At 73.8% G+C, this 21,902-nt stretch carries 17 protein-coding genes; 10 read left to right on the top strand and 7 right to left on the bottom strand.

Annotated elements, in window-relative coordinates:
• Positions 1-2: 2 nt before the first annotated feature.
• Together LG396_RS15925 and LG396_RS15920 are read left to right on the top strand one after the other, a co-directional pair.
• Positions 3-602, top strand: coding sequence for a TetR/AcrR family transcriptional regulator (locus tag LG396_RS15925; RefSeq protein WP_018836668.1), 600 nt, complete (start codon positions 3-5; stop codon positions 600-602).
• Positions 599-2,185 (top strand): glycerol-3-phosphate dehydrogenase/oxidase, encoded by a 1,587-nt coding sequence (locus tag LG396_RS15920; protein ID WP_225795282.1) that lies wholly within the window; start codon positions 599-601, stop codon positions 2,183-2,185. The genes LG396_RS15925 and LG396_RS15920 overlap by 4 nt, the downstream gene beginning before the upstream one ends.
• On the opposite strand, the gene LG396_RS15915 is transcribed toward LG396_RS15920, so the two are convergent.
• From LG396_RS15915 to sucC, 5 genes are all read right to left on the bottom strand, one after another.
• Positions 2,169-2,984, bottom strand: coding sequence for an SGNH/GDSL hydrolase family protein (locus LG396_RS15915; protein ID WP_225795281.1), 816 nt, complete (start codon positions 2,982-2,984; stop codon positions 2,169-2,171). The two genes, LG396_RS15920 and LG396_RS15915, sit on opposite strands and share 17 nt — an antisense overlap.
• Positions 2,985-3,108: 124 nt before the next feature.
• Complete coding sequence (locus tag LG396_RS15910) at positions 3,109-4,644, bottom strand: aldehyde dehydrogenase family protein (protein WP_225795280.1); 1,536 nt, start codon at positions 4,642-4,644, stop codon at positions 3,109-3,111.
• On the bottom strand, positions 4,641-5,075 hold the full coding sequence (locus LG396_RS15905) for a carbonic anhydrase (protein ID WP_225795279.1): 435 nt from the start codon (positions 5,073-5,075) through the stop codon (positions 4,641-4,643). Before LG396_RS15905 ends, LG396_RS15910 begins: the two co-directional genes overlap by 4 nt.
• Complete coding sequence (gene sucD, locus LG396_RS15900; RefSeq protein WP_225795278.1) at positions 5,072-5,947, bottom strand: succinate--CoA ligase subunit alpha; 876 nt, start codon at positions 5,945-5,947, stop codon at positions 5,072-5,074. The genes LG396_RS15905 and sucD overlap by 4 nt, the downstream gene beginning before the upstream one ends.
• A 5-nt stretch (positions 5,948-5,952) precedes the next feature.
• Positions 5,953-7,086: an ADP-forming succinate--CoA ligase subunit beta gene (gene sucC / locus LG396_RS15895; RefSeq protein ID WP_225795277.1), complete on the bottom strand. Its 1,134-nt coding sequence runs from the start codon at positions 7,084-7,086 to the stop codon at positions 5,953-5,955.
• 165 nt (positions 7,087-7,251) lie between these two features.
• Here sucC and LG396_RS15890 point away from each other — a divergent pair, with 165 nt between their 5' ends.
• The 4 genes from LG396_RS15890 to LG396_RS15875 all read left to right on the top strand — a co-directional run bounded on the left by LG396_RS15890 (position 7,252) and on the right by LG396_RS15875 (position 13,798).
• Complete coding sequence (locus LG396_RS15890; protein ID WP_225795276.1) at positions 7,252-8,961, top strand: thiamine pyrophosphate-binding protein; 1,710 nt, start codon at positions 7,252-7,254, stop codon at positions 8,959-8,961.
• Between the two features lie 9 nt (positions 8,962-8,970).
• The gene (gene frc, locus LG396_RS15885) at positions 8,971-10,200 is read left to right on the top strand and encodes a formyl-CoA transferase (RefSeq protein WP_018843055.1); all 1,230 of its coding nucleotides are present in this window, start codon (positions 8,971-8,973) and stop codon (positions 10,198-10,200) included.
• Between the two features lie 3 nt (positions 10,201-10,203).
• Positions 10,204-12,342, top strand: coding sequence for an acetate--CoA ligase family protein (locus LG396_RS15880; RefSeq protein ID WP_225795275.1), 2,139 nt, complete (start codon positions 10,204-10,206; stop codon positions 12,340-12,342).
• Positions 12,343-12,412: 70 nt separating this feature from the next.
• Positions 12,413-13,798 carry an OFA family MFS transporter gene (locus LG396_RS15875; protein WP_225795274.1) on the top strand — a complete coding sequence of 462 codons (1,386 nt, stop codon included), beginning with the start codon at positions 12,413-12,415 and terminating at the stop codon, positions 13,796-13,798.
• Positions 13,799-13,931: 133 nt separating this feature from the next.
• On the opposite strand, the gene LG396_RS15870 is transcribed toward LG396_RS15875, so the two are convergent.
• Complete coding sequence (locus LG396_RS15870; protein WP_018836657.1) at positions 13,932-14,621, bottom strand: GntR family transcriptional regulator; 690 nt, start codon at positions 14,619-14,621, stop codon at positions 13,932-13,934.
• A 127-nt stretch (positions 14,622-14,748) separates the two neighbouring features.
• The gene (locus LG396_RS15865; protein ID WP_225795273.1) at positions 14,749-15,999 is read right to left on the bottom strand and encodes a molybdopterin molybdotransferase MoeA; all 1,251 of its coding nucleotides are present in this window, start codon (positions 15,997-15,999) and stop codon (positions 14,749-14,751) included.
• Positions 16,000-16,149: 150 nt separating this feature from the next.
• On the opposite strand from LG396_RS15865, the gene LG396_RS15860 reads away from it, so the two are divergent.
• From LG396_RS15860 to LG396_RS15845, 4 genes are read left to right on the top strand one after another with little or no spacing between them, the layout of a single operon-like run.
• On the top strand, positions 16,150-17,226 hold the full coding sequence (locus LG396_RS15860) for a 2-dehydropantoate 2-reductase (RefSeq protein WP_225795272.1): 1,077 nt from the start codon (positions 16,150-16,152) through the stop codon (positions 17,224-17,226).
• The gene (locus LG396_RS15855) at positions 17,223-19,175 is read left to right on the top strand and encodes a molybdopterin oxidoreductase family protein (protein ID WP_225795271.1); all 1,953 of its coding nucleotides are present in this window, start codon (positions 17,223-17,225) and stop codon (positions 19,173-19,175) included. The genes LG396_RS15860 and LG396_RS15855 overlap by 4 nt, the downstream gene beginning before the upstream one ends.
• Positions 19,166-21,028 (top strand): NAD(P)H-dependent oxidoreductase subunit E, encoded by a 1,863-nt coding sequence (locus LG396_RS15850; RefSeq protein ID WP_225795270.1) that lies wholly within the window; start codon positions 19,166-19,168, stop codon positions 21,026-21,028. The genes LG396_RS15855 and LG396_RS15850 overlap by 10 nt, the downstream gene beginning before the upstream one ends.
• Positions 21,025-21,897: a 2Fe-2S iron-sulfur cluster-binding protein gene (locus tag LG396_RS15845; RefSeq protein ID WP_225795269.1), complete on the top strand. Its 873-nt coding sequence runs from the start codon at positions 21,025-21,027 to the stop codon at positions 21,895-21,897. The genes LG396_RS15850 and LG396_RS15845 overlap by 4 nt, the downstream gene beginning before the upstream one ends.
• The last annotated feature ends 5 nt before the right edge of the window (positions 21,898-21,902 follow it).

Genomic DNA, 21,902 nt, shown 5'->3' with positions numbered 1-21,902 from the left:
AGGTGAAGTCGAAACGTCACAAGCCCTCGCTGGACGACCTCGCGCTCGACGCGCTGCGGGACTGCGTCCTGGCCGTGGGCGTGCGCCGCACCACGCTCACGGACGTGGCCCGCCGCGCGGGCGTGTCGCGGATGACGCTGTACCGCCGCTGGCCCGACGTGCAGTCGCTGGTCGGCGATCTCATGACGCGCGAGTGGATCGACGTCGCGCGCGGGGCGCTCCCCGCCGCGGACGGCGCGGCGAACGCGCGCGAGACGCTCGTCGCGGGGCTCACGGAGGGCTCGCGCGCGCTCCGCGCGCACCCGCTCTTCCGCAAGATCCTCGACGTGGACCCCGAACTGCTGCTGCCGTACATGCTCGACCGCCGCGGCGCCAGCCAGGACGTCCTGCTTGACCTGATCGCCGACGACGTGCGCAAGGGGCACGCCGACGGCTCCGTGCGCGAGGGGCACGCGGTGCGGCAGGCCAGGGCCGCGCTGCTCGTCGTGCAGTCCTTCACCTTCTCGATGCGCACCATGACCGACGAGGACGACCCCGACCTCGGCACCGCCGCGTTCGAGCGCGAGCTGCGCGGGGTGCTGGAGAGGATGCTCTCGCCATGACCGTGCAGGACACCGGACGCGCCCCCCGGGACTTCTCCCTCAACGCCCCCCGCCGCGCCCGCGAGCTGGCCGGGCTGGCCGCCGGCGAGCGGGTCGACCTGCTGGTCGTCGGGCTCGGCGCCACCGGCGCCGGGGTCGCGCTGGACGCCGCCGCGCGCGGGCTCTCCGTCGCCGCGATCGACGCGCACGACCTGGCGTTCGGCACGTCGCGCTGGAGCAGCAAGCTCATCCACGGCGGGCTGCGCTACCTGGCCTCGGGGCAGGTCGGCATCGCCCGCGAGTGCGCGGTGGAGCGCGGCGCGCTGCTGGAGCGCATCGCGCCGCACCTCGTGCACGCCCAGCCGTTCGTCATCCCGCTCACCCCGCTGACCTCCCGCGCCCAGGCCGCCGTCGCCTGGGCCGGGCTGCGCTCCGGCGACCTGCTGCGCGCCGCCGCGCGCACCTCGCGCGCCGCGCTGCCCGCGCCCCGCCGGCTCTCCGCGGTGGAGACCGGCCAACTCGTGCCCGGACTGCGGCGGTACGGGCTGCGCGGCGGGCTGCTGTCCTGGGACGGGCAGCTGTCCGACGACGCCCGGCTGGTGACGGCCGTGGCGCGGACGGCCGCGGGGTACGGCGCCCGGGTGCTGACCCGGGTGCGGGCGGTGGAGCTGACCGGCTCCGGCGCGGTCGTCCGCGACGGGACGACGGGGGAGGGGCTGCGAATCCGGGCCCGCGCGGTGGTCAACGCGGCCGGGGTGTGGGCCGGTTCGCTGGTGCCCGGCGTGCGGCTGCGCCCGTCGCGCGGTACGCACCTGGTGCTGCGCGCCGAGGCGCTGGGGATGGGGCGCCAGCCCGGCGGGGCCGGGGTGCACATCCCGATCCCCGGGGCGACCGGCCGGTTCGCGCTGGTGCTGCCGCAGGACGACGGCCGGGTGTACGTGGGGCTGACCGACGAGCCGGTCGACGGCGAGGTGCCGGACGTGCCGGCGGCGCCGGAGACGGACGTGGGCTTCCTGCTGGACGTCCTGGACTCCGCGCTCGACGTGCCGGTGCGCAGGTCGGACGTCGTCGGCGCGTTCGCCGGGCTGCGCCCGCTGCTGGAGAGCGGCGGCAGCACCGCAGACCTCTCCCGCCGGCACGCGGTCCTCACCTCGCCGGACGGCGTGGTCACCGTCGTCGGCGGCAAGTTGACGACGTACCGGCGGATGGCCGAGGACGCCGTCGACTCGGCCGTGGCCGGTGCGGGGCTGACGGCGGGTCCCTGCCGCACCGCCCGGCTGCCGCTCGTCGGCGCCGCGCCCGCGGCGGAACTGGCCGGGCTCGACGCGCCGCGCCGGCTGGTGCAGCGCTACGGGACGGAGGCGCCGGCGGTGCAGGCGCTGGCCGCCGCCGAGCCGGCGCTCGCCGCGCCGGTCGTCCCGGGGTACCCGGTCACCGGCGCCGAGCTGGCCTGGGCCGTACGCCACGAAGGCGCCCTCGACGAGGGCGACCTGCTGGACCGGCGCACCCGGCTGGGGCTGGTCGCGGCGGAGCGGGCGGCCGCGGTGGCGGCCGCCCGCGAGGTGCTCTCCGCGGTGCCAGGGGCGGTCAGCCCAGGGCGTTGAACACGGGGTAGTAGCCGCCGGACTGGCCGGCCGCCGTCGGGTGGTACGAGTCACCGATGGGGAAGGTGACGCTGTGCAGCCACTCGCTGTCCGAGCAGATCTCGTGCCCGGAGAACGTCGGCCGGACGTCGCCGTACGCGAAGCCGTGGTCGGCCGCGCGCTTGGCGGTGACGTCGCTCAGCAGGTCCGAGGCGCCGTTGATGGCGGTCCGGGAGCGCTCGCTGAGGCCGAAGATGCAGCCGCCGTTGAGCTTGTACATCCGCGGGTAGCCGAGCACGACGACCTGCGCGTTGGGAGCGCGGGCGGAGATCGCGTCGTACGCCGCGTCCAGCCGTCCGGGCAGGGTGCCTGAGATATAGGTGCGCGCCTGGTTGATGCGGTTGATACAGGCCGACTCGCCCTGGAGCACACAGGTGGTCATGGCATCGGCGAAGCCCGCGTCGTTGCCGCCGATGCTGATGGAAACGAGGGAGGTGGAGGAGTTGAGCGGGCCGAGCTGGTTGTTGATGACGTCGCCCGTACGGGCGCCGGAGCAGGCGGTGAAGGAGAAGGACGCCGGGGCGTGCGCGTTCTTCCACAGCACCGGGTAGGCGTTGTTGCTGCGCTTGCAGTCGCCGCTGCCGGAGTCGTACGAGCCGGCGCCCACGCCGGAGGCGTAGGAGTCGCCGAGCGCGACGTAGTTCTCGGCGGCGGCGGCGTTCGCGGGTTCACCGGCATGGGCCGGCACGCTGCCGAGCAGCGCCACGGTGGTGGCGACGAGGAAGCCCAGCAGGAGCCGCAAGGGCCGGGCAGTTCTCATGGAACCCCCTGGGGGTGAGGTTGTACCGAGTGGTAACCACACCCTGCCCCCTGAAACCCATGTCCATGCCAAGTTGCAACTGCGCGCCTGTGATGAGCCGTTCAATCCGTGTTACGCGCGTTCATCAGGGCATGAGCTGATAATCGGGGAAGTTGCCCGGCGGCCGTTCGGCCGCCGCGCCCTCGCTGAACGCGTGCACCAGAAGGTGCCCGCCGACGAACGCGCCGCGCCACGAGGCGCCGGCGCCGCCGAACAGCTCGGCCCGGTCCCCGCGCGAACGCGGCGCGTTGCGGCCGGTCTTGAACGCCCGTATCTGCGGCGCCACCCGGTCGTAGAACTCGGGGTCGTCGCAGGAGAGGGTGGCGACCAGAGCGCCGTTGGAGGCGTTCATCGCCGCCAGCAGCTCCGCCTCGGTGTCCACCGGCACGATCGAGTCGACCGGGCCGAACGGCTCCGCGTGGTGCAGCGGCGAGGCGGCCGGCGGGTCGAGCAGGGTCACCGGCGCGAGATACGCGGAGGTGTCCTGGCCCGGCAGCAGGTGCGCGTCCGCGAGCCGCCCCCGGTGGAGCGGCACCGCGCCCCGGTCCACCGCGTGCGCCACGAGGTCCGCCAGCTCCTTGGCCTTGGCGGCGTTGATCAGCGGCCCGAAGTCCAGCTCCGGCAGCGGGTCGCCGGGCCGGGCCACGGCCAGCGGGTGGCCGACGCGCACGGAGGCGACCGCCGGCAGGTACGCCGCCAGGAAGTCGGCGAAGGCGGCGCGCTGGACGACGAACCGGGGGTAGGCGGTGCAGCGCTGCTTGGCGTAGTCGAAGGTCCTGCGCACCTGTGCGGTGAGCGCCGGCCAGTCCGAGTAGTTCCACACCCCCCAGCAGTTCAGCCCCTCCTGCTCCAGCACGTGCGGCTTGTCCAGGCCGGCCAGCGCGGCGGCCACCCGGCCGCCGGTGTCGCGCCCGCCGACGAAGGACACGCAGCCCAGCTCCGGTGCCCGCACCAGCGCCCCGGACAGCTCGCCGCCGCCGCCCGAGACCAGCGTCAGCGGCAGGCCCGCGCGTACCGCGAGCGCGCAGGCCAGGGTCAGGCACGCCACCCCGCCGTCGCTCGGGGTCTTGGCGATCGCCGCGTTGCCCGCCAGGGTGCTGACGAGCATGGCGTGCATCAGCACGCTCATCGGGTAGTTCCAGCTCGCGATGTTGCTCACCGGCCCCGGCAGGGGAGTGCGGCCGGCGAGCATGCCGTCGATCTCCCCGACGTACCAGCGCACGCCGTCCACGGCGCGGTCCACGTCGGCCGTGGCCAGCCGCCAGGGCTTGCCGATCTCCCAGACGAGGAGCAGCGCGAGCAGGTCGCGGTGCTCCTCGATGGCGTCCAGCGCCGCCGACACCCGCGCCTTGCGCTCCGCGAGCCGCACGTGCCGCCAGCTCCGGTGCGCGTCCAGAGCGGTGCGTACCGCGGCGTGCGCGGTGGCCGCGTCCAGCCGGGGCGGTCCGGCGATCGGGGTGCCGTCCACCGGCGACGTGGCCGGCAGCGGGCGGCCGTCGGCCGTCCAGACGCCGTTCCACAGGTTCAGCACGCGCTCGTCGCCGAACGCCTCGGGCGCCGCCGCGCGGCAGCGCGCCCAGGCGTCCGGCCAGGCCGTGCCGGGCTTGAGGATGAGGGTCACGAGGGTGTCTCCGCTCGTCGGGGGCGGACTTCGCGCAGTTCGCCGCCGCGCGTGTAGAGGAAGCCGCGCACCACGTCCCTGTGGGGCAGCCGGGGGCTCTCCGCGAGCAGTTCGAGGCAGCGCACGAGGTCGCCGGCCGGGTCGTCGAGCGCCGCGCAGTCCTCGTGGTGCACGAGCACCACCTCGCGGGTGCCGCCGCGCAGTTGGCTCAGCCGCAGGGAGTCGAGTGCGTCGGGGGTGACGCAGCCGCCCGCGTTGCGGATGACGTGGGCGTCGCCCGGCCGCAGCGCGAACATGGCCTCCACGCCCAGCCGGGCGTCCATGCAGGCGAGTACGGCGACCCCGCTGGCCGGCGACCTGGCGCCCGGATCGAGGGGGACGCGGGCCGCCGCGCCCCGCCGCCGGGCGAGGAGGTCCTCGGTGCCGGTCACCCGAGGGCCTCGCGGGCCAGCCGCGCCGTCTCCGACGGGGTGGTGCCGACCTTCACGCCCGCGGCCTCCAGCGCTTCCTTCTTCGCCTGGGCCGTGCCCGTCGAGCCGGAGACGATGGCGCCGGCGTGGCCCATGGTCCTGCCCTCGGGGGCGGTGAAGCCGGCGACGTAGCCGACGACCGGCTTGGTCACGTTGGCCTTGATGAAGTCGGCGGCCCGCTCCTCGGCGTCGCCGCCGATCTCGCCGATCATCACGACGAGTTCGGTCTCCGGGTCGGCCTCGAAGGCGCGCAGGCAGTCGATGTGGGTGGTGCCGACGACCGGGTCGCCGCCGATGCCGACGCAGGTGGAGAAGCCGAGGTCGCGCAGCTCGTACATCAGCTGGTAGGTGAGCGTGCCGGACTTCGACACCAGCCCGATCCGGCCGGGCCCCGTGATGTCGGCGGGGATGATGCCCGCGTTGGACAGGCCTGGGGAGATCAGCCCGGGACAGTTGGGGCCGACGAGCCGTACGCCCGCGGCCTCGGCGCGGGCCCGGAAGGCGACGGTGTCGTGGACGGGGACGCCCTCGGTGATGACGACGACCAGCCCGAGCCCGGCGTCGACCGCCTCGCCGACGGCGTCCTTGACGTACGGCGGCGGTACGAAGACGACCGAGACGTCCGCGCCGGTGGCGGCGACGGCCTCCTTGACGGAGCCGTGGACCGGGACCTCCCGGCCGTCGAACGCCAGACTCGTGCCCGCCTTGCGCGGGTTGACGCCGCCGACGACGGCGGTGCCGGACGCCAGCATCCGCCGGGTGTGCCTGCGGCCCTCGGCGCCGGTCATGCCCTGGACCACGACCTTGCTCGCCGCGGTGAGGAAGACTGCCATGCGGATCAGCTCCTTGCCGGGACGGACGCGGCCCGCGCGGCGGCGCCGTCCATCGTGTCCAGTTGGGTGACCAGGGGGTGCCCGGCGGCGGCGAGGATCCGCCGGCCGCGCTCGGCGCTGTTGCCGTCGAGCCGGACCACCAGCGGCCGGGTCAGCTCGATCCGCTCCAGCGCCTGCACGATGCCGTCGGCGACCGCGTCGCAGGCGGTGATGCCGCCGAAGACGTTGACGAAGACGGACGCCACGTCCGGGTCGGCGAGGATCACGCCGAGGCCGTCGGCCATGACGTCCGCGGAGGCGCCGCCGCCGATGTCGAGGAAGTTGGCGGGCGCGGCGCCGTTCCTGGCGACCACGTCGAGGGTCGACATGACGAGCCCCGCGCCGTTGCCGACGATGCCCACCCGGCCGTCGAGCTTGACGTAGTTGAGACCCTTCGCACGGGCGGCGGCCTCCAGCGAGCCGCCCTCCTCCGGCTCGTCGTACGCCGCGTGCTCCGGGTGCCGGAAGCGGGCGCCGTCGTCCAGCGTCACCTTGCCGTCCAGCGCCAGGACGGCGCCGTCGGCGGTCGTGACCAGCGGGTTGACCTCGACCAGCAGCGCGTCCTCGGCCGTGCACACCTCCCAGAGCGCCACCAGCACGGGCACGGCCGCCGCGGGCAGCCCGCCCGCGGCGGCGATCCGCCGCGCCACGGCCTCGGTGACGCCCTCCCCGGGGTCCACCGGGATCCGGGCCAGCGCCTCGGGCCGCAACGCCGCGACCTCCTCGACGTCCATGCCGCCCTCGGCCGAGGCCATCGCCAGGAACGTGCCCGCGGCGCGGTCCAGCAGGTACGCGACGTAGAACTCCCGGGCGACGTCGGCGGTCTTCGCGACCATCACCCTGCCCACCCGGTGGCCCTTGACGTCCATGCCGAGGATGTCCCGCGCCGCGGCCTCGGCCGCCGCGGGGTCGGCGGCGAGCCGCACTCCGCCCGCCTTGCCCCTGCCACCCGTCTTCACCTGGGCCTTGACCACCGTCCCGCCCCCCAGCACCCGGGCCGCCGCCCGGACGCCCGCCGGGTCGGAGGCCACCGCCGCGTCGGGCACGGGGACGCCGTGCCGGCGGAACAACTCCCGCGCCTGGTACTCGAACAGATCCATCTCAAGGGCACCTTCCCTTGGTCGCAGCCGACTTGGAGATTTCCGGTGCACGCCCCCTGGACATCGACTCACCGATGCGGGATAACCGTCTGCATACAGTATTCGTGTCCTGTATGCAATGTACAGAGTGACAGCGAACGCACCGGTGAAGGGACTGAACTCCCCATGTCCGACGGCACATCCGGCACCCCCGGCACCCCCGGAGACCCCGACCACATCTCCGGCGGCCACCTCGTGGCCAAGGCGCTCAAGTCAGAGGGCGTCGAGGTCATCTACACGCTCTGCGGCGGCCACATCATCGACATCTACGACGGCTGCGTCGACGAGGGCATCGAGGTCGTCGACGTACGGCACGAACAGGTGGCCGCGCACGCCGCCGACGGGTACGCCCGGCTCACCGGCAGGCCCGGCTGCGCGGTCGTCACGGCGGGCCCCGGCACCACCGACGCGGTCACCGGCGTGGCCAACGCCCTGCGCGCCGAGAGCCCCATGCTGCTCATCGGCGGCCAAGGGGCCCTGACCCAGCACAAGATGGGCTCGCTGCAGGACCTCCCGCACGTGGACATGATGGCGCCGATCACCAAGTTCGCCGCCACCGTCCCGCACACCGCGCGCGTCGCGGACATGGTCTCCATGGCCTTCCGGGAGTGCTACCACGGCGCCCCCGGGCCCTCGTTCCTGGAGATCCCGCGCGACGTACTCGACGCCAAGGTCCCCGCGGACACCGCGCGCATACCCCGCGCCGGCCACTACCGCGCCTCCACCCGCAGCGCCGGCGACCCCGCGGCCGTCGAGCGGCTCGCCGACCTCCTCGTGCACGCAGAGAAGCCGGCCGTGCTGCTCGGCAGCCAGGTCTGGACGACCCGCGGCACCGCCGCCGCCGTCGACTTCGTCCGCGCCCTCAACGTGCCCGCGTACATGAACGGCGCCGGCCGCGGCACCCTGCCGCCCGGCGACCCGCACCACTTCCAGCTCTCCCGCCGCTACGCCTTCACCGAGGCCGACCTCATCGTCATCGTCGGCACGCCCTTCGACTTCCGGATGGGCTACGGCAGGCGGCTCTCCCCGACCGCGACCGTCGTGCAGGTCGACCTCGACTACCGCACCGTCGGCAAGAACCGCGACATCGACCTCGGCATCGTCGGCGACGCCGGACTCGTCCTCGCCGCCACCGCGCAGGCCGCGTCCGGCCGCCTCAACGGCGGCGCGGCCAAGCGCAAGGAGTGGCTGGAGGAACTGCGCGCGGTCGAGGAGAAGGCGCGCGCCAAGCGGCTGCCGCAGCTCACCTCGGACGCCTCGCCCATCCATCCGTACCGGCTGGTCAGCGAGATCAACGACTTCCTTACGGAGGACTCCATCTACATCGGCGACGGCGGCGACATCGTCACCTTCTCCGGCCAGGTCGTCCAGCCCCGCAGCCCCGGCCACTGGATGGACCCCGGGCCGCTGGGCACCCTCGGCGTCGGCGTGCCCTTCGTGCTCGCCGCCAAGCAGGCCAGGCCCGACAAGGAGGTCGTCACCCTCTTCGGCGACGGCGCCTTCTCGCTCACCGGCTGGGACTTCGAGACCCTCGTCCGCTACGACCTGCCGTTCGTCGGCATCGTCGGCAACAACTCCTCGATGAACCAGATCCGCTACGGCCAGGCCGCCAAGTACGGCGTCGAGCGGGAGCGCGTCGGCAACACCCTCGGCGACGTCCCGTACGACGAGTTCGCGCGCATGCTCGGCGGCCACGGCGAAGAGGTCCGCGACCCCGCCGACATCGGCCCCGCGCTGCGCCGCGCCCGCGAGTCCGGCAAGCCGTCGCTCGTCAACGTCTGGGTCGACCCGGACGCGTACGCCCCCGGAACCATGAACCAGACCATGTACAAGTGAGGTGACCCCATGACGAAGGCCCTCCAGGGCGTCCGCGTCCTCGACATGACCCACGTCCAGTCCGGGCCCTCCGCCACCCAGCTGCTCGCCTGGCTCGGCGCCGACGTGATCAAGCTGGAGGCGCCCGCGGGCGACATCACCCGCAGGCAGCTGCGCGACCTCCCGGACGTCGACAGCCTCTACTTCACGATGCTCAACGGCAACAAGCGCAGCATCACCCTCAACACCAAGACCCCGCGCGGCAAGGAGCTGCTGACCGAGCTGCTGCGCCGCAGCGACGTCCTGGTGGAGAACTTCGGCCCCGGCGCCGTCGACCGCATGGGCTTCACCTGGGAGCGGATCCAGGAGATCAACCCGCGCCTCGTCTACGCCTCCATCAAGGGCTTCGGCGACGGCCCGTACACGGCCTTCAAGGCGTACGAGGTCGTCGCGCAGGCCATGGGCGGCTCCATGGCCACCACCGGCTTCGAGGAGGGCCCGCCGCTGGCCACCGGCGCGCAGATCGGCGACTCCGGCACCGGCGTGCACACCGTCGCCGGCATCCTCGCCGCGCTCTACCAGCGCACCCGCACCGGCCGCGGCCAGCGCGTCAACGTCGCCATGCAGCACGCCGTGCTCAACCTCTGCCGGGTCAAGCTCCGCGACCAGCAGCGCCTCGCGCACGGCCCGCTCGCCGAGTACCCCAACGAGGACTTCGGCGACGAGGTCCCACGCTCCGGCAACGCCTCCGGCGGCGGCCAGCCGGGCTGGGCCGTACGCTGCGCGCCCGGCGGTCCCAACGACTACGTGTACGTCATCGTCCAGCCCGTCGGCTGGCAGCCGCTCACCGAGCTGATCGGCCGCCCCGAGCTGGCCGGTGACCCCGAGTGGGCCACGCCGGAGGCGCGGCTGCCCAAGCTCGGCAAGATGTTCCAGCTCATCGAGGAGTGGTCGAGCACCCTGCCCAAGTGGGAGGTGCTGGAGAAGCTCAACGCGCACAACATCCCGTGCGGCCCCATCCTCTCCACCAAGGAGATCATCGAGGACGCCAGCCTCCGCGACAACGGGATCGTCGTCGAGGTCGAGCACCCCGAGCGCGGCACGTACGTCACCGTCGGCAGCCCGCTGCGGCTCTCCGACTCACCCGCGGCCATCCGCCGCTCCCCGCTCCTCGGCGAGCACAACCACGACATCTACGGCAGCGAACTGGGCCTGACCGCCGAGGACATGGCCGGCCTGAAGACGGACGGAGTGATCTGAGAGATGGACGGTGCCAAGGACACCGCCGCGGTCCGCGAGCTGCTCGCGGAGGTGCGCGCCGAGGGCCGCACCGCGCTCACCGCCCCCGAGGCGAAGCGGGTCGCGGACGCGTACGGCATCGCCGTGCCCGGCGAGGGGCTGGCCGGAGACGTGGAGGAGGCCGTGGCGCTGGCCGCCGGCTTCGACGGGCCGGTCGTGCTGAAGATCGTCTCGCCGGACATCGTGCACAAGACCGACGCCGGGGGAGTGGAGGTCGGCCTCGACGGCGCCCCCGCGGTGCGGGCGGCGTTCCGGCGGATCGTCGCCAACGCCCGCGCGTACGACCCGGCCGCCCGGATCGACGGCGTGCAGGTCCAGCAGCAGCTGCCGGCGGGCCGCGAGGTCATCGTCGGGGCCGTCACCGACCCCACGTTCGGCAAGGTCGTCGCGTTCGGCCTCGGCGGGGTGCTCGTCGAGGTGCTGAAGGACGTCACCTTCCGGCTGGCGCCGGTGACCGCGGACGAGGCCGCGGGCATGCTCGACTCCATCCGCGCCGCCGAGGTGCTGCGCGGGGTGCGCGGCGAGCCCAGCGTCGACCGGCGGGCGGTGGCCGACCAGATCCGCCGGGTCTCCGAACTCGCCGCGGACTTCCCCGAGATCGCCGAGGTCGACCTCAACCCCGTGATCGCCACCCCCGACGGCGCGCTCGCCGCCGACGTGCGGATCCTGCTCGGCGAGGGGGAGCCCGCAGCGCGCCCGAAGTTCGGCCGCGAGGAGATCCTCACGGCGATGAACCGGCTGATGAAGCCGCGCTCGGTGGCCGTCATCGGGGCCTCCAACGAGACCGGCAAGATCGGCAACTCGGTGATGCGCAACCTCGTCGACGGCGGCTTCCCCGGCGACATCCACCCCGTCAACCCGAAGGCCGACGACATCCTGGGCCGCAAGGCGTACCGGTCCGTCGCCGACGTGCCGGGCGAGGTCGACGTCGCCGTCTTCGCCATCCCGGCGGCGTACGTCCCGGCCGCCCTGGAGGAGGTCGGCCGCAAGGGCGTCCCCAACGCCGTGCTCATCCCCTCCGGCTTCGCCGAGACCGGCGAGCACGAACTCCAGCGCCGGATCACGGACATCGCCGCCGAGTACGGCGTCCGCGTCCTCGGGCCCAACATCTACGGCTACTACTCCACCTGGCAGGACCTCTGCGCCACCTTCTGCACGCCGTACGACGTGAAGGGCGGCGTGGCGCTGACCTCCCAGTCCGGCGGCATCGGCATGGCCATCCTCGGCTTCGCCAGGACCACGAGGACCGGCGTCTCCGCGATCGTCGGCCTCGGCAACAAGTCCGACGTGGACGAGGACGACCTGCTCACCTACTTCGGCGAGGACGACAACACCACGTGCATCGCGATGCACCTGGAGGACCTGAAGGACGGCCGCGCCTTCGTCGAGGCCGCCCGCGCCACCGTGCCGAAGAAGCCCGTCGTCGTCCTCAAGGCCGGCCGCACCAGCGCCGGCGCGAAGGCCGCGGGCTCCCACACCGGGGCGCTGGCGGGCGACGACGCGGTCTACGACGACGTGCTCCGCCAGGCCGGCGTGATCCGTGCGCCGGGGCTGAACGACATGCTGGAGTACGCCCGCGCGCTGCCCGTGCTGCCCACCCCGCAGGGCGACGACATCGTCGTCATCACCGGCGCGGGCGGCTCGGGGGTGCTGCTCTCCGACGCCGTCGTCGACAACGGGCTGCGGCTGATGGAGATCCCGGCCGACCTGGACGAGGCGTTCATGCGCTTCATCCCGCCGTTCGGCGCGGCGGGCAACCCCATCGACATCACCGGCGGCGAGCCGCCGGCCACGTACGAGGCGACGATCCGGCTGGGCCTGACGGACCCGCGCATCCACGCGCTGGTCCTCGGCTACTGGCACACGATCGTCACCCCGCCCATGGTCTTCGCCGAACTCGCCGCCCGCGTGGTGGCCGAGGAGCGGGCCAGGGGCAACGTCAAGCCTGTCGTGGCGTCCCTCGCGGGCGACACGGAGGTCGAGGAGGCGAGCGCGTACCTCTTCGAGCGCGGGGTCGTCGCGTACCCGTACACGACCGAGAAGCCGGTCGCGGTACTGGGCGCGAAGTACCGCTGGGCGAGAGCGGCGGGGCTGCTCGCCTGACCCACCCGCACCACCGCAGAGATCAGGACAGGGGGCGCTGACCGGAATCTCGATACAAGGGGTGCAACCCATGACGACAACCGAAGACCGGTCGGTCCTCCCCTACCGGGAGGTGACCGACAGAAACGGCAGGACCTATCGGATAGGCGAGTCCGACGTCGACATCATGGGCCGCAAGCGGAAGTGGATGGTGATCCTTCCGTGGGTGGGCATGATGGGCATCAGCTCGGCGGAGTACGCGTTCGCCTCCGCCGAGGACACGCTCCACACCGCGCACAACTGGGCCAGCGGGCACATCTTCTGGATGATGACCGTCTGGGTGTTCTTCCAGGCCGCGGTCGCGTTCCCGGCCGGGAAGCTGCGCGAGACCGGCCGGCTGCCGGCCCGCTTCGCGATGATGCTGGGCGCGACCGGCACGCTGCTGGGCTACCTGTCACTGGCGTACGCGCCGCACGTGGTCGTCGCGTACATCGGCTTCAGCATGTTCAGCGGCATGGGCGCCGGCATGGTCTACGCGACCTGCGTCAACATGGTCGGCAAGTGGTACCCGGAGCGTAAGGGCGGCAAGACCGGCTTCGTCAACGGCGGCTTCGCCTACGGCTCGGTGCCGTTCGTGTTCCTCTTCACCGGCTACATGGACCTGACCAACTTCCGCTGGGTGCTGGTCTCGGTCGGGCTCCTCCTCGCGCTGATGGTCGGTACGGCGGGGTTCTTCTTCAAGGACCCGCCGAAGAACTGGTGGCCCGCCGACATCGACCCGCTCAACCCGCCGAAGGACCCGCGGGCGGCCCGCTCGCTGAAGATGAACCCGCCCGCGGTCAAGCAGTACACCCCTCGGGAGGCGTGGGCGACGGGCCGCGTGACGCTGATGTGGTTCTGCCTGGCGTGCACGTCGGGCGTGAACATCTTCGGCATCGCCTTCCAGGTGGACATCGGGGAGGATGCCGGCTTCGCCGGCGGCGTCGTGGCGACCGCGATGTCGCTCAAAGCGGTGGTCAACGGCACCGGCCGGGGCGTCATCGGCTGGCTGTCCGACCTCTACGGCCGCAAGCGCTGCCTGATCGTGGTGTGCATCGTGCTCGGCCTGTCCCAGTACGGCATCCTGTGGTCGGCCGACATGAAGAACCTGCCGCTGTTCCTGATCTTCTCGTCGATCTCCGGCTTCGGCGGCGGCGCGATCTTCCCGATGTTCGCGGCGCTGACCGCGGACTACTTCGGCGAGAACAACAACGCCTCCAACTACGGCATGGTCTACAGCGCCAAGCTCGTCTCCGGTCTGGGCGCGGGCATGGGCTCCGTGGTCGTCGGCGCGTGGGGGCACTCCGGCGCCTTCCTGCTGGCGGGCTCCATCTCCCTCTTCGCCGGCTTCATGGCGCTGTTCCTCACCCCGCCGGGCCGGCCGCGGCTGAAGGACATCAAGCCCAACCCGCGGCCGATCAGCAGAGAGACGGACTAGCGGGTCCCGGTCCCGACCCGGCGGTTCCGCCGCCCGGGTTCCGCTCCGGCGGGAGCGGAACCCGCAAGGAGCGGGACCCGCACGAACGAGGCGCACGGACGAGGCCCCGGCCGACCGCTACCCGGCCGGGGCCTCAGCCGGTCCGGTCCTCGTGCTGGCGCTGGTGGTACGAGCGTCGGGTGTGCTCGGTGTGGGCGCGCATGACCTCCTGCGCGCGGGCCTCGTCGCGGTCGTGCACGGCGGCGATCAGCTCGCGGTGCTCGATCCAGGACTGGGCGCCGCGCTGCCGGGCCACCGGTGTGTAGTACCAGCGGACGCGGCGCTCGACCTGGGCGGCCAGCTCGGCCAGCACGGCGTTCCCGGCCAGCTCCATGACGTACGCGTGGAAGGCGAGGTTCGCGGCGACGACGGCCTCCAGGTCGTCCGCCTCGACGGCGCGCTCGCCGGTCGCGCACAGCTCCTCCAGCCGGGCGATGCCCTGCCCGGAGGCGTTGGCGGCGGCGAGCCTGGCGGCCTCGGTCTCCAGCAGCGCGCGGACGACGAGGAGCTGGTCGGCCTCGGCGTCGGTCGGCTCGTGCACGAACGCGCCCTGGGCGGGGCGCAGATCGACCCAGCCCTCGGTGTTGAGCCGCTGGAGCGCCTCGCGCACGGGCTGGCGGGAGACGCCGAGGTGGCCGGCCAGCTCGGTCTCGACCAGGTGCTGTCCCGGCGGGAGGGTGCGCGTGATGATCAGCTCTAGGAGGGCCTCGTAGACCCGCTCGCGCAGCGGGCCGGGCCGCTCCAGCCGCGGCATCGCCCCCTGGGGCAGTCCCTGGGACAGCATCGATCTCCCCACCCTCTGCCGCCCCCGGCGACAGGTGAATTGGCTTTTGTCTACAGTCTACCGAGAGCGGGTGTGAACGATGAGTGGCCCCCGTGGTGAGGAAGTTCACACCATTTGTCGCGCGGGGTCAGCGGGGCAGCCGGAGCAACTCCACCTCCACGTCCACGTCCGCTGCCGACTCCGGTGCGCCGCCCGGCGGCAGCACCGCCACGGCGTCCGCCGCCGCGGCGCCCCAGAGCAGCCCGGGGCGGTCGTGGCCGACGGGGACGGCGCGGGTGCCGTCGAGCGCCACCGGGACGAGCCGGGTGTCGCGCGGGTGCCGGGCCCGGGCGCGGCGGGCGGCGCGGGCGGCGTCCGGAGCCGGGGCCAGCCGGGCGCGCCAGGGCGGCGGGGGTGTGCGGCCCGCCAGCCGTTCCAGGAGCGGTACGAGCAGCGTCAGGCAGGCGGCGAACGCGGCGTACGGGTTGCCCGGCAGGCCGACGACCGGCGGCCCGCCGCCGGGCAGCCGGGCAAGCAGCTGCGGATGCCCGGGCCGGCAGGCCACCCCGTCGACGAGCACCTCGGCGCCCAAGTCCGCCAGTGCCGGGCGCAGATGGTCGGCCGGCCCGCGGGACGAGGCGCCGCACACCGCGACGGCGTCGGCCCCGGCCGCCGCCCGGGTCAGCGCGGCGGCCAGCGGGGGGCGGCCGTCGGGCAGGTACGTCACGGGCTGCGCCGCGCCGCCGGCCGAGGCGACGACACCGGGCAGCAGCGGGCCGACCGCGTCGCGGACCCGGCCGGGCGGCGGGGTGCCGCGGCGCACCAGTTCGTCGCCGGTCACCAGGAGCGCGACCCGGGGGCGGCGGTGCACGGCGACGCGGTCGTACCCGAGGCTCGCGGCGAGCCCCAGCGCCGCCGGGGTCAGCACGGCGCCGGGCGGCAGCACCTCGGCGCCGGCCGGGCACTCCTCGCCGCGCCGCCGGACGTGCCGGCCGGGCCGCACGGCGCCGGCCACCGAGGCGCCGGTGCGCAGGGCGTCCTCGTACGGCAGCACCGCCCCGGTGCCGGCGGGCACCCGGGCGCCGGTGGCGACCTCCAGCGCCCGCCCGTCCGCGAGCCGCGCCACGGGCGGCTCCTGCCCGGCCAGTACCCGCCCGGCGACGGTCCAGGGCCCCGGTCCCGCCACCGCGTAGCCGTCCATCGCGGCGGTGTCGAACGCCGGCAGCGGCGCGCGGGCCGTCAACGGCCGGGCGAGCGCCCGCCCGTGGGCCCGGCGCAGCGGGATGTCGCGGACGGCGAGCGGGCCGGCCGCGGCCGCTGCGGCGGCGCGCGCCTCGGGCCAGCTCAGCGCGGCGGCGGGCGCGGTACGGGGCGGGGGAGTGGTTCCGAGCGTCGTCATCAGCGGCCTCCCGCGGTTGCGGTGCGGCCCAACGGGCCGCCGTAGAAGGGGTGCACGACCCTTGACCTCCGTGAAAAGCATACTGTAGACAATATTCTGTCGACTAGGAAAGAGCCCCCGCGATCGCATCGCACGCAAGGGAGCCCGCCAGTGAAAGTCGCAGTTGTCGGCGCCGGAGCGATCGGCGCCTATGTCGGAGCCGCGCTCCACCGCGCCGGCGCCGACGTCCATCTCATCGCCCGCGGACCCCATCTGGCCGCCATGCGCCGCGCAGGCGTCAGCGTGCTGAGCCCGCGCGGCGACTTCACCGCCCGCCCGAAGGCGACGGACGACCCGGCGGCCGTGGGCCCCGTCGACTACGTCTTCCTCGGGCTGAAGGCGAACTCGTACGCCACCAGCGGCCCGCTCGTCCACCCGCTGCTGCACGACGGGACCGCGGTCGTCGCGGCCCAGAACGGCATCCCCTGGTGGTACTTCCACGGCCTGCCGGGACCGTACGCGGGACAGCGCATCGAAAGCGTCGACCCGGGCGGCGCCGTCACCCGCACGCTGCCGCCCGAGCGCGCCATCGGCTGCGTCGTCTACGCCGCCACCGAACTGGCCGCCCCCGGCGTCGTACGCCACCTGGAGGGCACCCGCTTCTCCATCGGCGAACCCGGCGGCACCGTCAGCGCGCGCTGCCTCGACTTCAGCGACGCCATGGTGGCCGGCGGGCTCAAGTGCCCGGTCGAGACCGACCTGCGCAACGACATCTGGATCAAGCTGCTCGGCAACATCTCGTTCAACCCGATCAGCGCGCTCACCCGCGCCACCATGGGCGAGATCGCCGGGCACACCGGCACCCGCGAGCTGGTCACGGCCATGATGCGGGAGACCCTGGAGGTCGCCGCCCGGCTCGGCAGCCGGCCCGGGATCTCCATCGAGCGGCGGCTCGACGGCGCCGCGCGCGTCGGCGACCACAAGACCTCCACGCTCCAGGACCTGGAGCGCGGCAAGCCGCTCGAACTCGACGTGCTGCTCGCCGCCGTGGTCGAACTGGCCGGCCTGACCGGCGTCCCGGTGCCGACCGTGCGCGCGATCGCGGCCGTGGCGGGCCTGCTGGCCGAGACGACGGCGCGTACCCCGGCGGAAGAACGCCGGAACGCCCCGAGAACCGGCGGCACCAGCACCGAGCAGCGCAGCCCGAGGGACCCCAGCAGCCAGGACACCGCCAGGAGCACCCCATGAAGGACCGCAACCGCAACCGGACCCCGAAGCAGTACCCGCGGCTCACCCACCCGCTCGTCCGCGGCGCGGACGGCGAGCTGCACCGTGCGACCTGGGAGGAGGCCCTCGACGCCGCCGCGCGCGGCTTCGCCGCGACCACGGACGCGCACGGCCCCGACGCCTTCGGCATGTTCTCCTGCGCCCGCTCCACGAACGAGATGAACTACGTCGCGCAGAAGTTCGCCCGCGTCGTCATCGGCACCAACAACGTCGACTCGTGCAACCGCACCTGCCACGCCCCCAGCGTCGCGGGCCTGTCGGCCGTCTTCGGCTCCGGCGGCGGCACGTCCTCGTACGCGGAGGTCGAGGAGACCGACCTGATCGTGATGTGGGGCTCCAACGCCCGCTTCGCGCACCCGATCTTCTTCCAGCACGTGCTGAAGGGCATCCGGGGCGGCGCCCGGATGTTCGCCGTCGACCCGCGCCGCACCGGCACCGCCGAGTGGGCCGACCGCTGGCTCGGCCTCGACGTCGGCACCGACATCCCGCTCGCCCACGCCGTCGCCCGCGAGATCATCCACGCCGGCCTCGCCAACACCGCGTTCGTCGAACGGGCCACCAGCGGCTACGAGGAGTACGCCGCCGCCGTCGAGCCCTGGACGCTCGCCGCCGCCGAGCAGGTCACCGGCGTCCCCGCCGAGGCGATCCGCGAACTGGCGCACGCGTACGCCACGGCGGAGCGCGCCCAGCTGTGCTGGACCCTCGGCATCACCGAGCACCACAACGCCACCGACAACGTCCGCGCCCTGATCAACCTCGCGCTCCTCACCGGGCACGTCGGCCGGCACGGCAGCGGGCTGCAGCCGCTGCGCGGCCAGAACAACGTCCAGGGCGGCGGCGACATGGGCGCCATCCCCAACCGGCTGCCCGGCTTCCAGGACATCCTCCAGCCGGCCGTGCGGGAGCGCTTCGAGACCGCCTGGGACGCCGTCATCCAGCCCCGCTACGGCCTGAACCTCACCGAGATGCTCGACGGCATCGAGCGCGGCACGCTGAAGGCGGTCTACTGCATCGGCGAGAACCCCGCGCAGTCCGAGGCCGACAACGAGCACACCGTGCAGCGGCTGCGCGCCCTCGACCACCTCGTCGTCCAGGACATCTTCCTGACGAAGACCGCCCTGCTCGCCGACGTCGTGCTGCCCGCCTCCGCCGCCTGGTGCGAGACCGAGGGCACCACGACCAACAGCGAGCGGCGCGTCCAGCGCGTCCGCAAGGCCGTCCGCCCGCCCGGCGAGGCGCGCGACGACATCGACATCCTCTGCGACCTGGCACGCCGCCTGGGCCACGACTGGAAGTACGGCCAGGCGCAGGAGGTCTGGGACGAGCTGCGCGCGGTCTCGCCGGACCACGCGGGCATGACGTACGCGCGCCTCGAGGAGCACCAGGGCATCCAGTGGCCCTGCCCCAGCGAGGACCGGCTGGAGCCGACGTACCTGCACGGCCGGCTCTGGGAGGCCGACCCGGAACGCCGCGGCATGCGCGCGGCGTTCGGCCCGGTCCTGCACTCCCCGCCGGTGGACCTGCTGGACGACGACTACCCGCTGCGGCTCACCACCGGCCGGCGGCTCGACTCGTACAACACGGGTGTGCAGTCGAGCGGCTTCGCCTCGCCGCTGCGGCGCGGCGAGAACATCGAGCTGTCCCCGGAGGACGCGGCTGCCTACGGCGTCGCCCACGGCGAGGAGGTCCGCGTCACCTCGCGCCGCGGCTCGGTCACCGCCCCGGTGTGGATCGACGCGGGGCTGCGGCCGGGTCTCGCGTTCATGACGCTGCACTTCCCGGACGAGGTCGACACCAACCAGCTGACGATCGAGGCGACCTGCCCGATCGCGGGCACGGCGGAGTACAAGGCCGCGGCCGTACGCATCGACAAGCTCGCCGACCGGCAGGCGGTGCCGTCGTGGACCTGAAGTACACCGACGCCAAGCCCTCCGACGCCGAACGCGCCGCCGTCGACGAGCTGCTGGGCCCGGCCCCGACGGGCTGGGAGGGCGGCGAGCGCGACGTGGCGGACCTGCGCTGGGCGAAGGGCGGCCACGAGGCCCGCGACCGCCGGGACCTGCTGCTCCCGGCCCTGCACGCGGTCAACGACCGGGTGGGCTGGCTCAGCGAGGGCGCGCTGGACTACATCTGCCGCCGCCTGACGGTCCCCCCGGCGGAGGCGTACGGGGTCGCCACCTTCTACGCGATGTTCTCCCTCCGCCCACGCCCGGCGACGGTGCTCCACGTCTGCACCGACATCGCGTGCGCGGCGAGGGGTTCGAAGCGCGTGACGGAGTCCCTGACCTCCCGCCTGGGCCCGGCGGGCACCCCCGCGGGCGGCGCGGTATGGCAGGAGAGCCCGTGCCTGGGCCTGTGCGAACGGGCCCCGGCGGCGCTGGTGATCCGGGCGGGGGAGGTGCCGGAGGGGGGCGCGGGCACCACCCCCACCGCCGCCGTGGTCGCCCCCGCCACTCCCGACGCGCTCCTCCTCGCCGTCCGCGACCCCGGCCGCGCCGCTCCCGAACCCCCGCCCGTCGCCGCCGTCCCCCAGGCCGGGCGTCCCGGGCTCGTCCTCCTCCGCCGCGTCGGCACCGCCGACCCGTCCGACCTCGACGACTACCGCGCCCACGGCGGCTACACCGCCCTGCGCAACGCGTTCGCCCTCGGCCCCGCCGGCGTCATCCGCGAGGTCAGCGACTCCGGCCTCCTCGGCCGCGGCGGCGCCGCCTTCCCCACCGGGCGCAAGTGGCAGGCCACCGCCTCCCAGCCCGTCCGCACCCGCTACCTCGTGTGCAACGCCGACGAGTCCGAGCCCGGCACCTTCAAGGACCGCGTCCTCATGGAGGGCGACCCGTACGCCCTCATCGAGGCCATGACCATCGCCGGCTACGCCGTCGGCGCCCACCGCGGCTACCTCTACCTCCGCGGCGAGTACCCCCGCGCCCTCGCCCGCCTCACCCACGCCGCGGAGCGCGCCCGCACCCGCGGCCTCCTCGGCGACGACGTCCTCGGCCACGGCTACGCGTTCGACATCGAGATCCGCCGCGGCGCCGGCGCGTACATCTGCGGCGAGGAGACCGCGATCTTCAACTCCATCGAGGGCCACCGCGGCGAGCCGCGCACCAAGCCCCCGTTCCCCGTCGAGCAGGGCCTCTTCGGCAGACCCACCGCCGTCAACAACGTCGAGACCCTGGTCAACGTCCTGCCCGTCCTCGAACACGGCGCCGCCGCCTACGCCGCCACCGGCACCCCGTCCTCCACCGGCACCAAGCTCTTCTGCGTCGCCGGGACCGTCGGAAGACCCGGCGTCTTCGAGGTCCCCTTCGGCGCCACCCTCCGCGACCTCCTCGACCTCGCCGGGGGAGTCCCGCCCGGCCTGCGCGCCGTCCTGCTCGGCGGCGCCGCCGGCGGCTTCCTGCGGCCCGACGAGCTGGACGTGCCGCTGACCTTCGAGGGCGCCCGCGCCGCCGGCGCCACCCTCGGCTCCGGCGTCGTCCTCGTGCTCGACGACACCGTCGACCTGCCCCGCATCCTCATCCGCGTCGCGGAGTTCTTCCGCGACGAGTCCTGCGGCCAGTGCGTCCCGTGCCGCGTCGGCACCGTGCGGCAGGAGGAGGCCCTGCACCGCATCGCCGACCTGCGCGGCGCCGCCGCCGCGGCCGACGTCGCGCTGCTGCGCGAGGTGGGCCAGGTCATGCGGGACGCCTCCATCTGCGGCCTCGGCCAGACCGCCTGGAACGCCGTGGAGTCCGCCATCGACCGCCTGGGAGCCTACGAATGACCAGCGTCCCGCTCGGCCTGCCGCGCCGCCGCGTCGAGTTCGAACTCGACGGCGAGACCGTCCACGTCCTGGAGGGCGACACGATCCTCGACGCCTGCACCGCCGCGGGCAAGGACATCCCGACCCTCTGCTACGGCGACACGCTCACGCCGAAGAACGCCTGCCGCGTCTGCGTCGTGGAGGTCGAGGGCGCCCGCACCCTCGCGCCCGCGTGCTCCCGCCGCGCGGAGCCGGGCATGAAGGTCCGTACGGGCAGCGAGCGCGCGCGGCACAGCCGCAGGCTGGTCCTCGAACTCCTCGCCTCCTCGACCGACTTGTCGACAACCCCGCATGTCGCCGGCTGGATCGAGGAGTACGGCGCGGAGCCGGCCCGCTTCGGCCCGGACGCGGCGACCGTGGCCGGCCGCGGCGCGAAGGTGGACAACGACCTCTACGTGCGCGAGTACGGCAAGTGCATCATGTGCTACAAGTGCGTCGACGCCTGCGGCGACCAGTGGCAGAACACCTTCGCCATCGCCGTCGCGGGCCGGGGTTTCGACACGACGATCGCCGTGGAGCACGACGGGCCGCTGCCCGACTCGGCCTGCGTCTACTGCGGCAACTGCATCGAGGTCTGTCCCACGGGAGCGCTGAGCTTCCGGAGCGAGTACGAGATGCGCGCGGCCGGCACGTGGGACGAGGACGCGCAGACGGAGACGACGACGATATGCGCGTACTGCGGGGTGGGCTGCAACCTCACGCTGCACGTGCAGGACAACCGGATCGTCAAGGTCGGCTCGCCGCACGACAACCCCATCACGCGGGGCAACCTGTGTATCAAGGGCCGGTTCGGCTACCAGCACGTCCAGAACGTCCAGGGTACGGAGTGATCTTC

It is taken from the genome of Streptomyces aculeolatus (genome assembly GCF_020400605.1).
Taxonomy (GTDB): Bacteria; Actinomycetota; Actinomycetes; order Streptomycetales; family Streptomycetaceae; genus Streptomyces; species Streptomyces aculeolatus.
The sequence above is the reverse complement of the archived record's forward strand: the minus strand, read 5'-3'. Positions and strand labels throughout refer to the sequence as shown.

Coding starts and splice junctions, on each gene's coding strand:
- LG396_RS15915 (WP_225795281.1), bottom strand. CDS start 2,984: ATGAGAACTGCCCGGCCCTTGCGGCTCCTGCTGGGCTTCCTCGTCGCC.
- LG396_RS15875 (WP_225795274.1), top strand. CDS start 12,413: ATGACGACAACCGAAGACCGGTCGGTCCTCCCCTACCGGGAGGTGACC.
- LG396_RS15870 (WP_018836657.1), bottom strand. CDS start 14,621: ATGCTGTCCCAGGGACTGCCCCAGGGGGCGATGCCGCGGCTGGAGCGG.
- LG396_RS15890 (WP_225795276.1), top strand. CDS start 7,252: ATGTCCGACGGCACATCCGGCACCCCCGGCACCCCCGGAGACCCCGAC.
- frc (WP_018843055.1), top strand. CDS start 8,971: ATGACGAAGGCCCTCCAGGGCGTCCGCGTCCTCGACATGACCCACGTC.
- LG396_RS15920 (WP_225795282.1), top strand. CDS start 599: ATGACCGTGCAGGACACCGGACGCGCCCCCCGGGACTTCTCCCTCAAC.
- LG396_RS15855 (WP_225795271.1), top strand. CDS start 17,223: ATGAAGGACCGCAACCGCAACCGGACCCCGAAGCAGTACCCGCGGCTC.
- LG396_RS15865 (WP_225795273.1), bottom strand. CDS start 15,999: ATGACGACGCTCGGAACCACTCCCCCGCCCCGTACCGCGCCCGCCGCC.
- sucC (WP_225795277.1), bottom strand. CDS start 7,086: ATGGATCTGTTCGAGTACCAGGCGCGGGAGTTGTTCCGCCGGCACGGC.
- LG396_RS15845 (WP_225795269.1), top strand. CDS start 21,025: ATGACCAGCGTCCCGCTCGGCCTGCCGCGCCGCCGCGTCGAGTTCGAA.
- sucD (WP_225795278.1), bottom strand. CDS start 5,947: ATGGCAGTCTTCCTCACCGCGGCGAGCAAGGTCGTGGTCCAGGGCATG.
- LG396_RS15880 (WP_225795275.1), top strand. CDS start 10,204: ATGGACGGTGCCAAGGACACCGCCGCGGTCCGCGAGCTGCTCGCGGAG.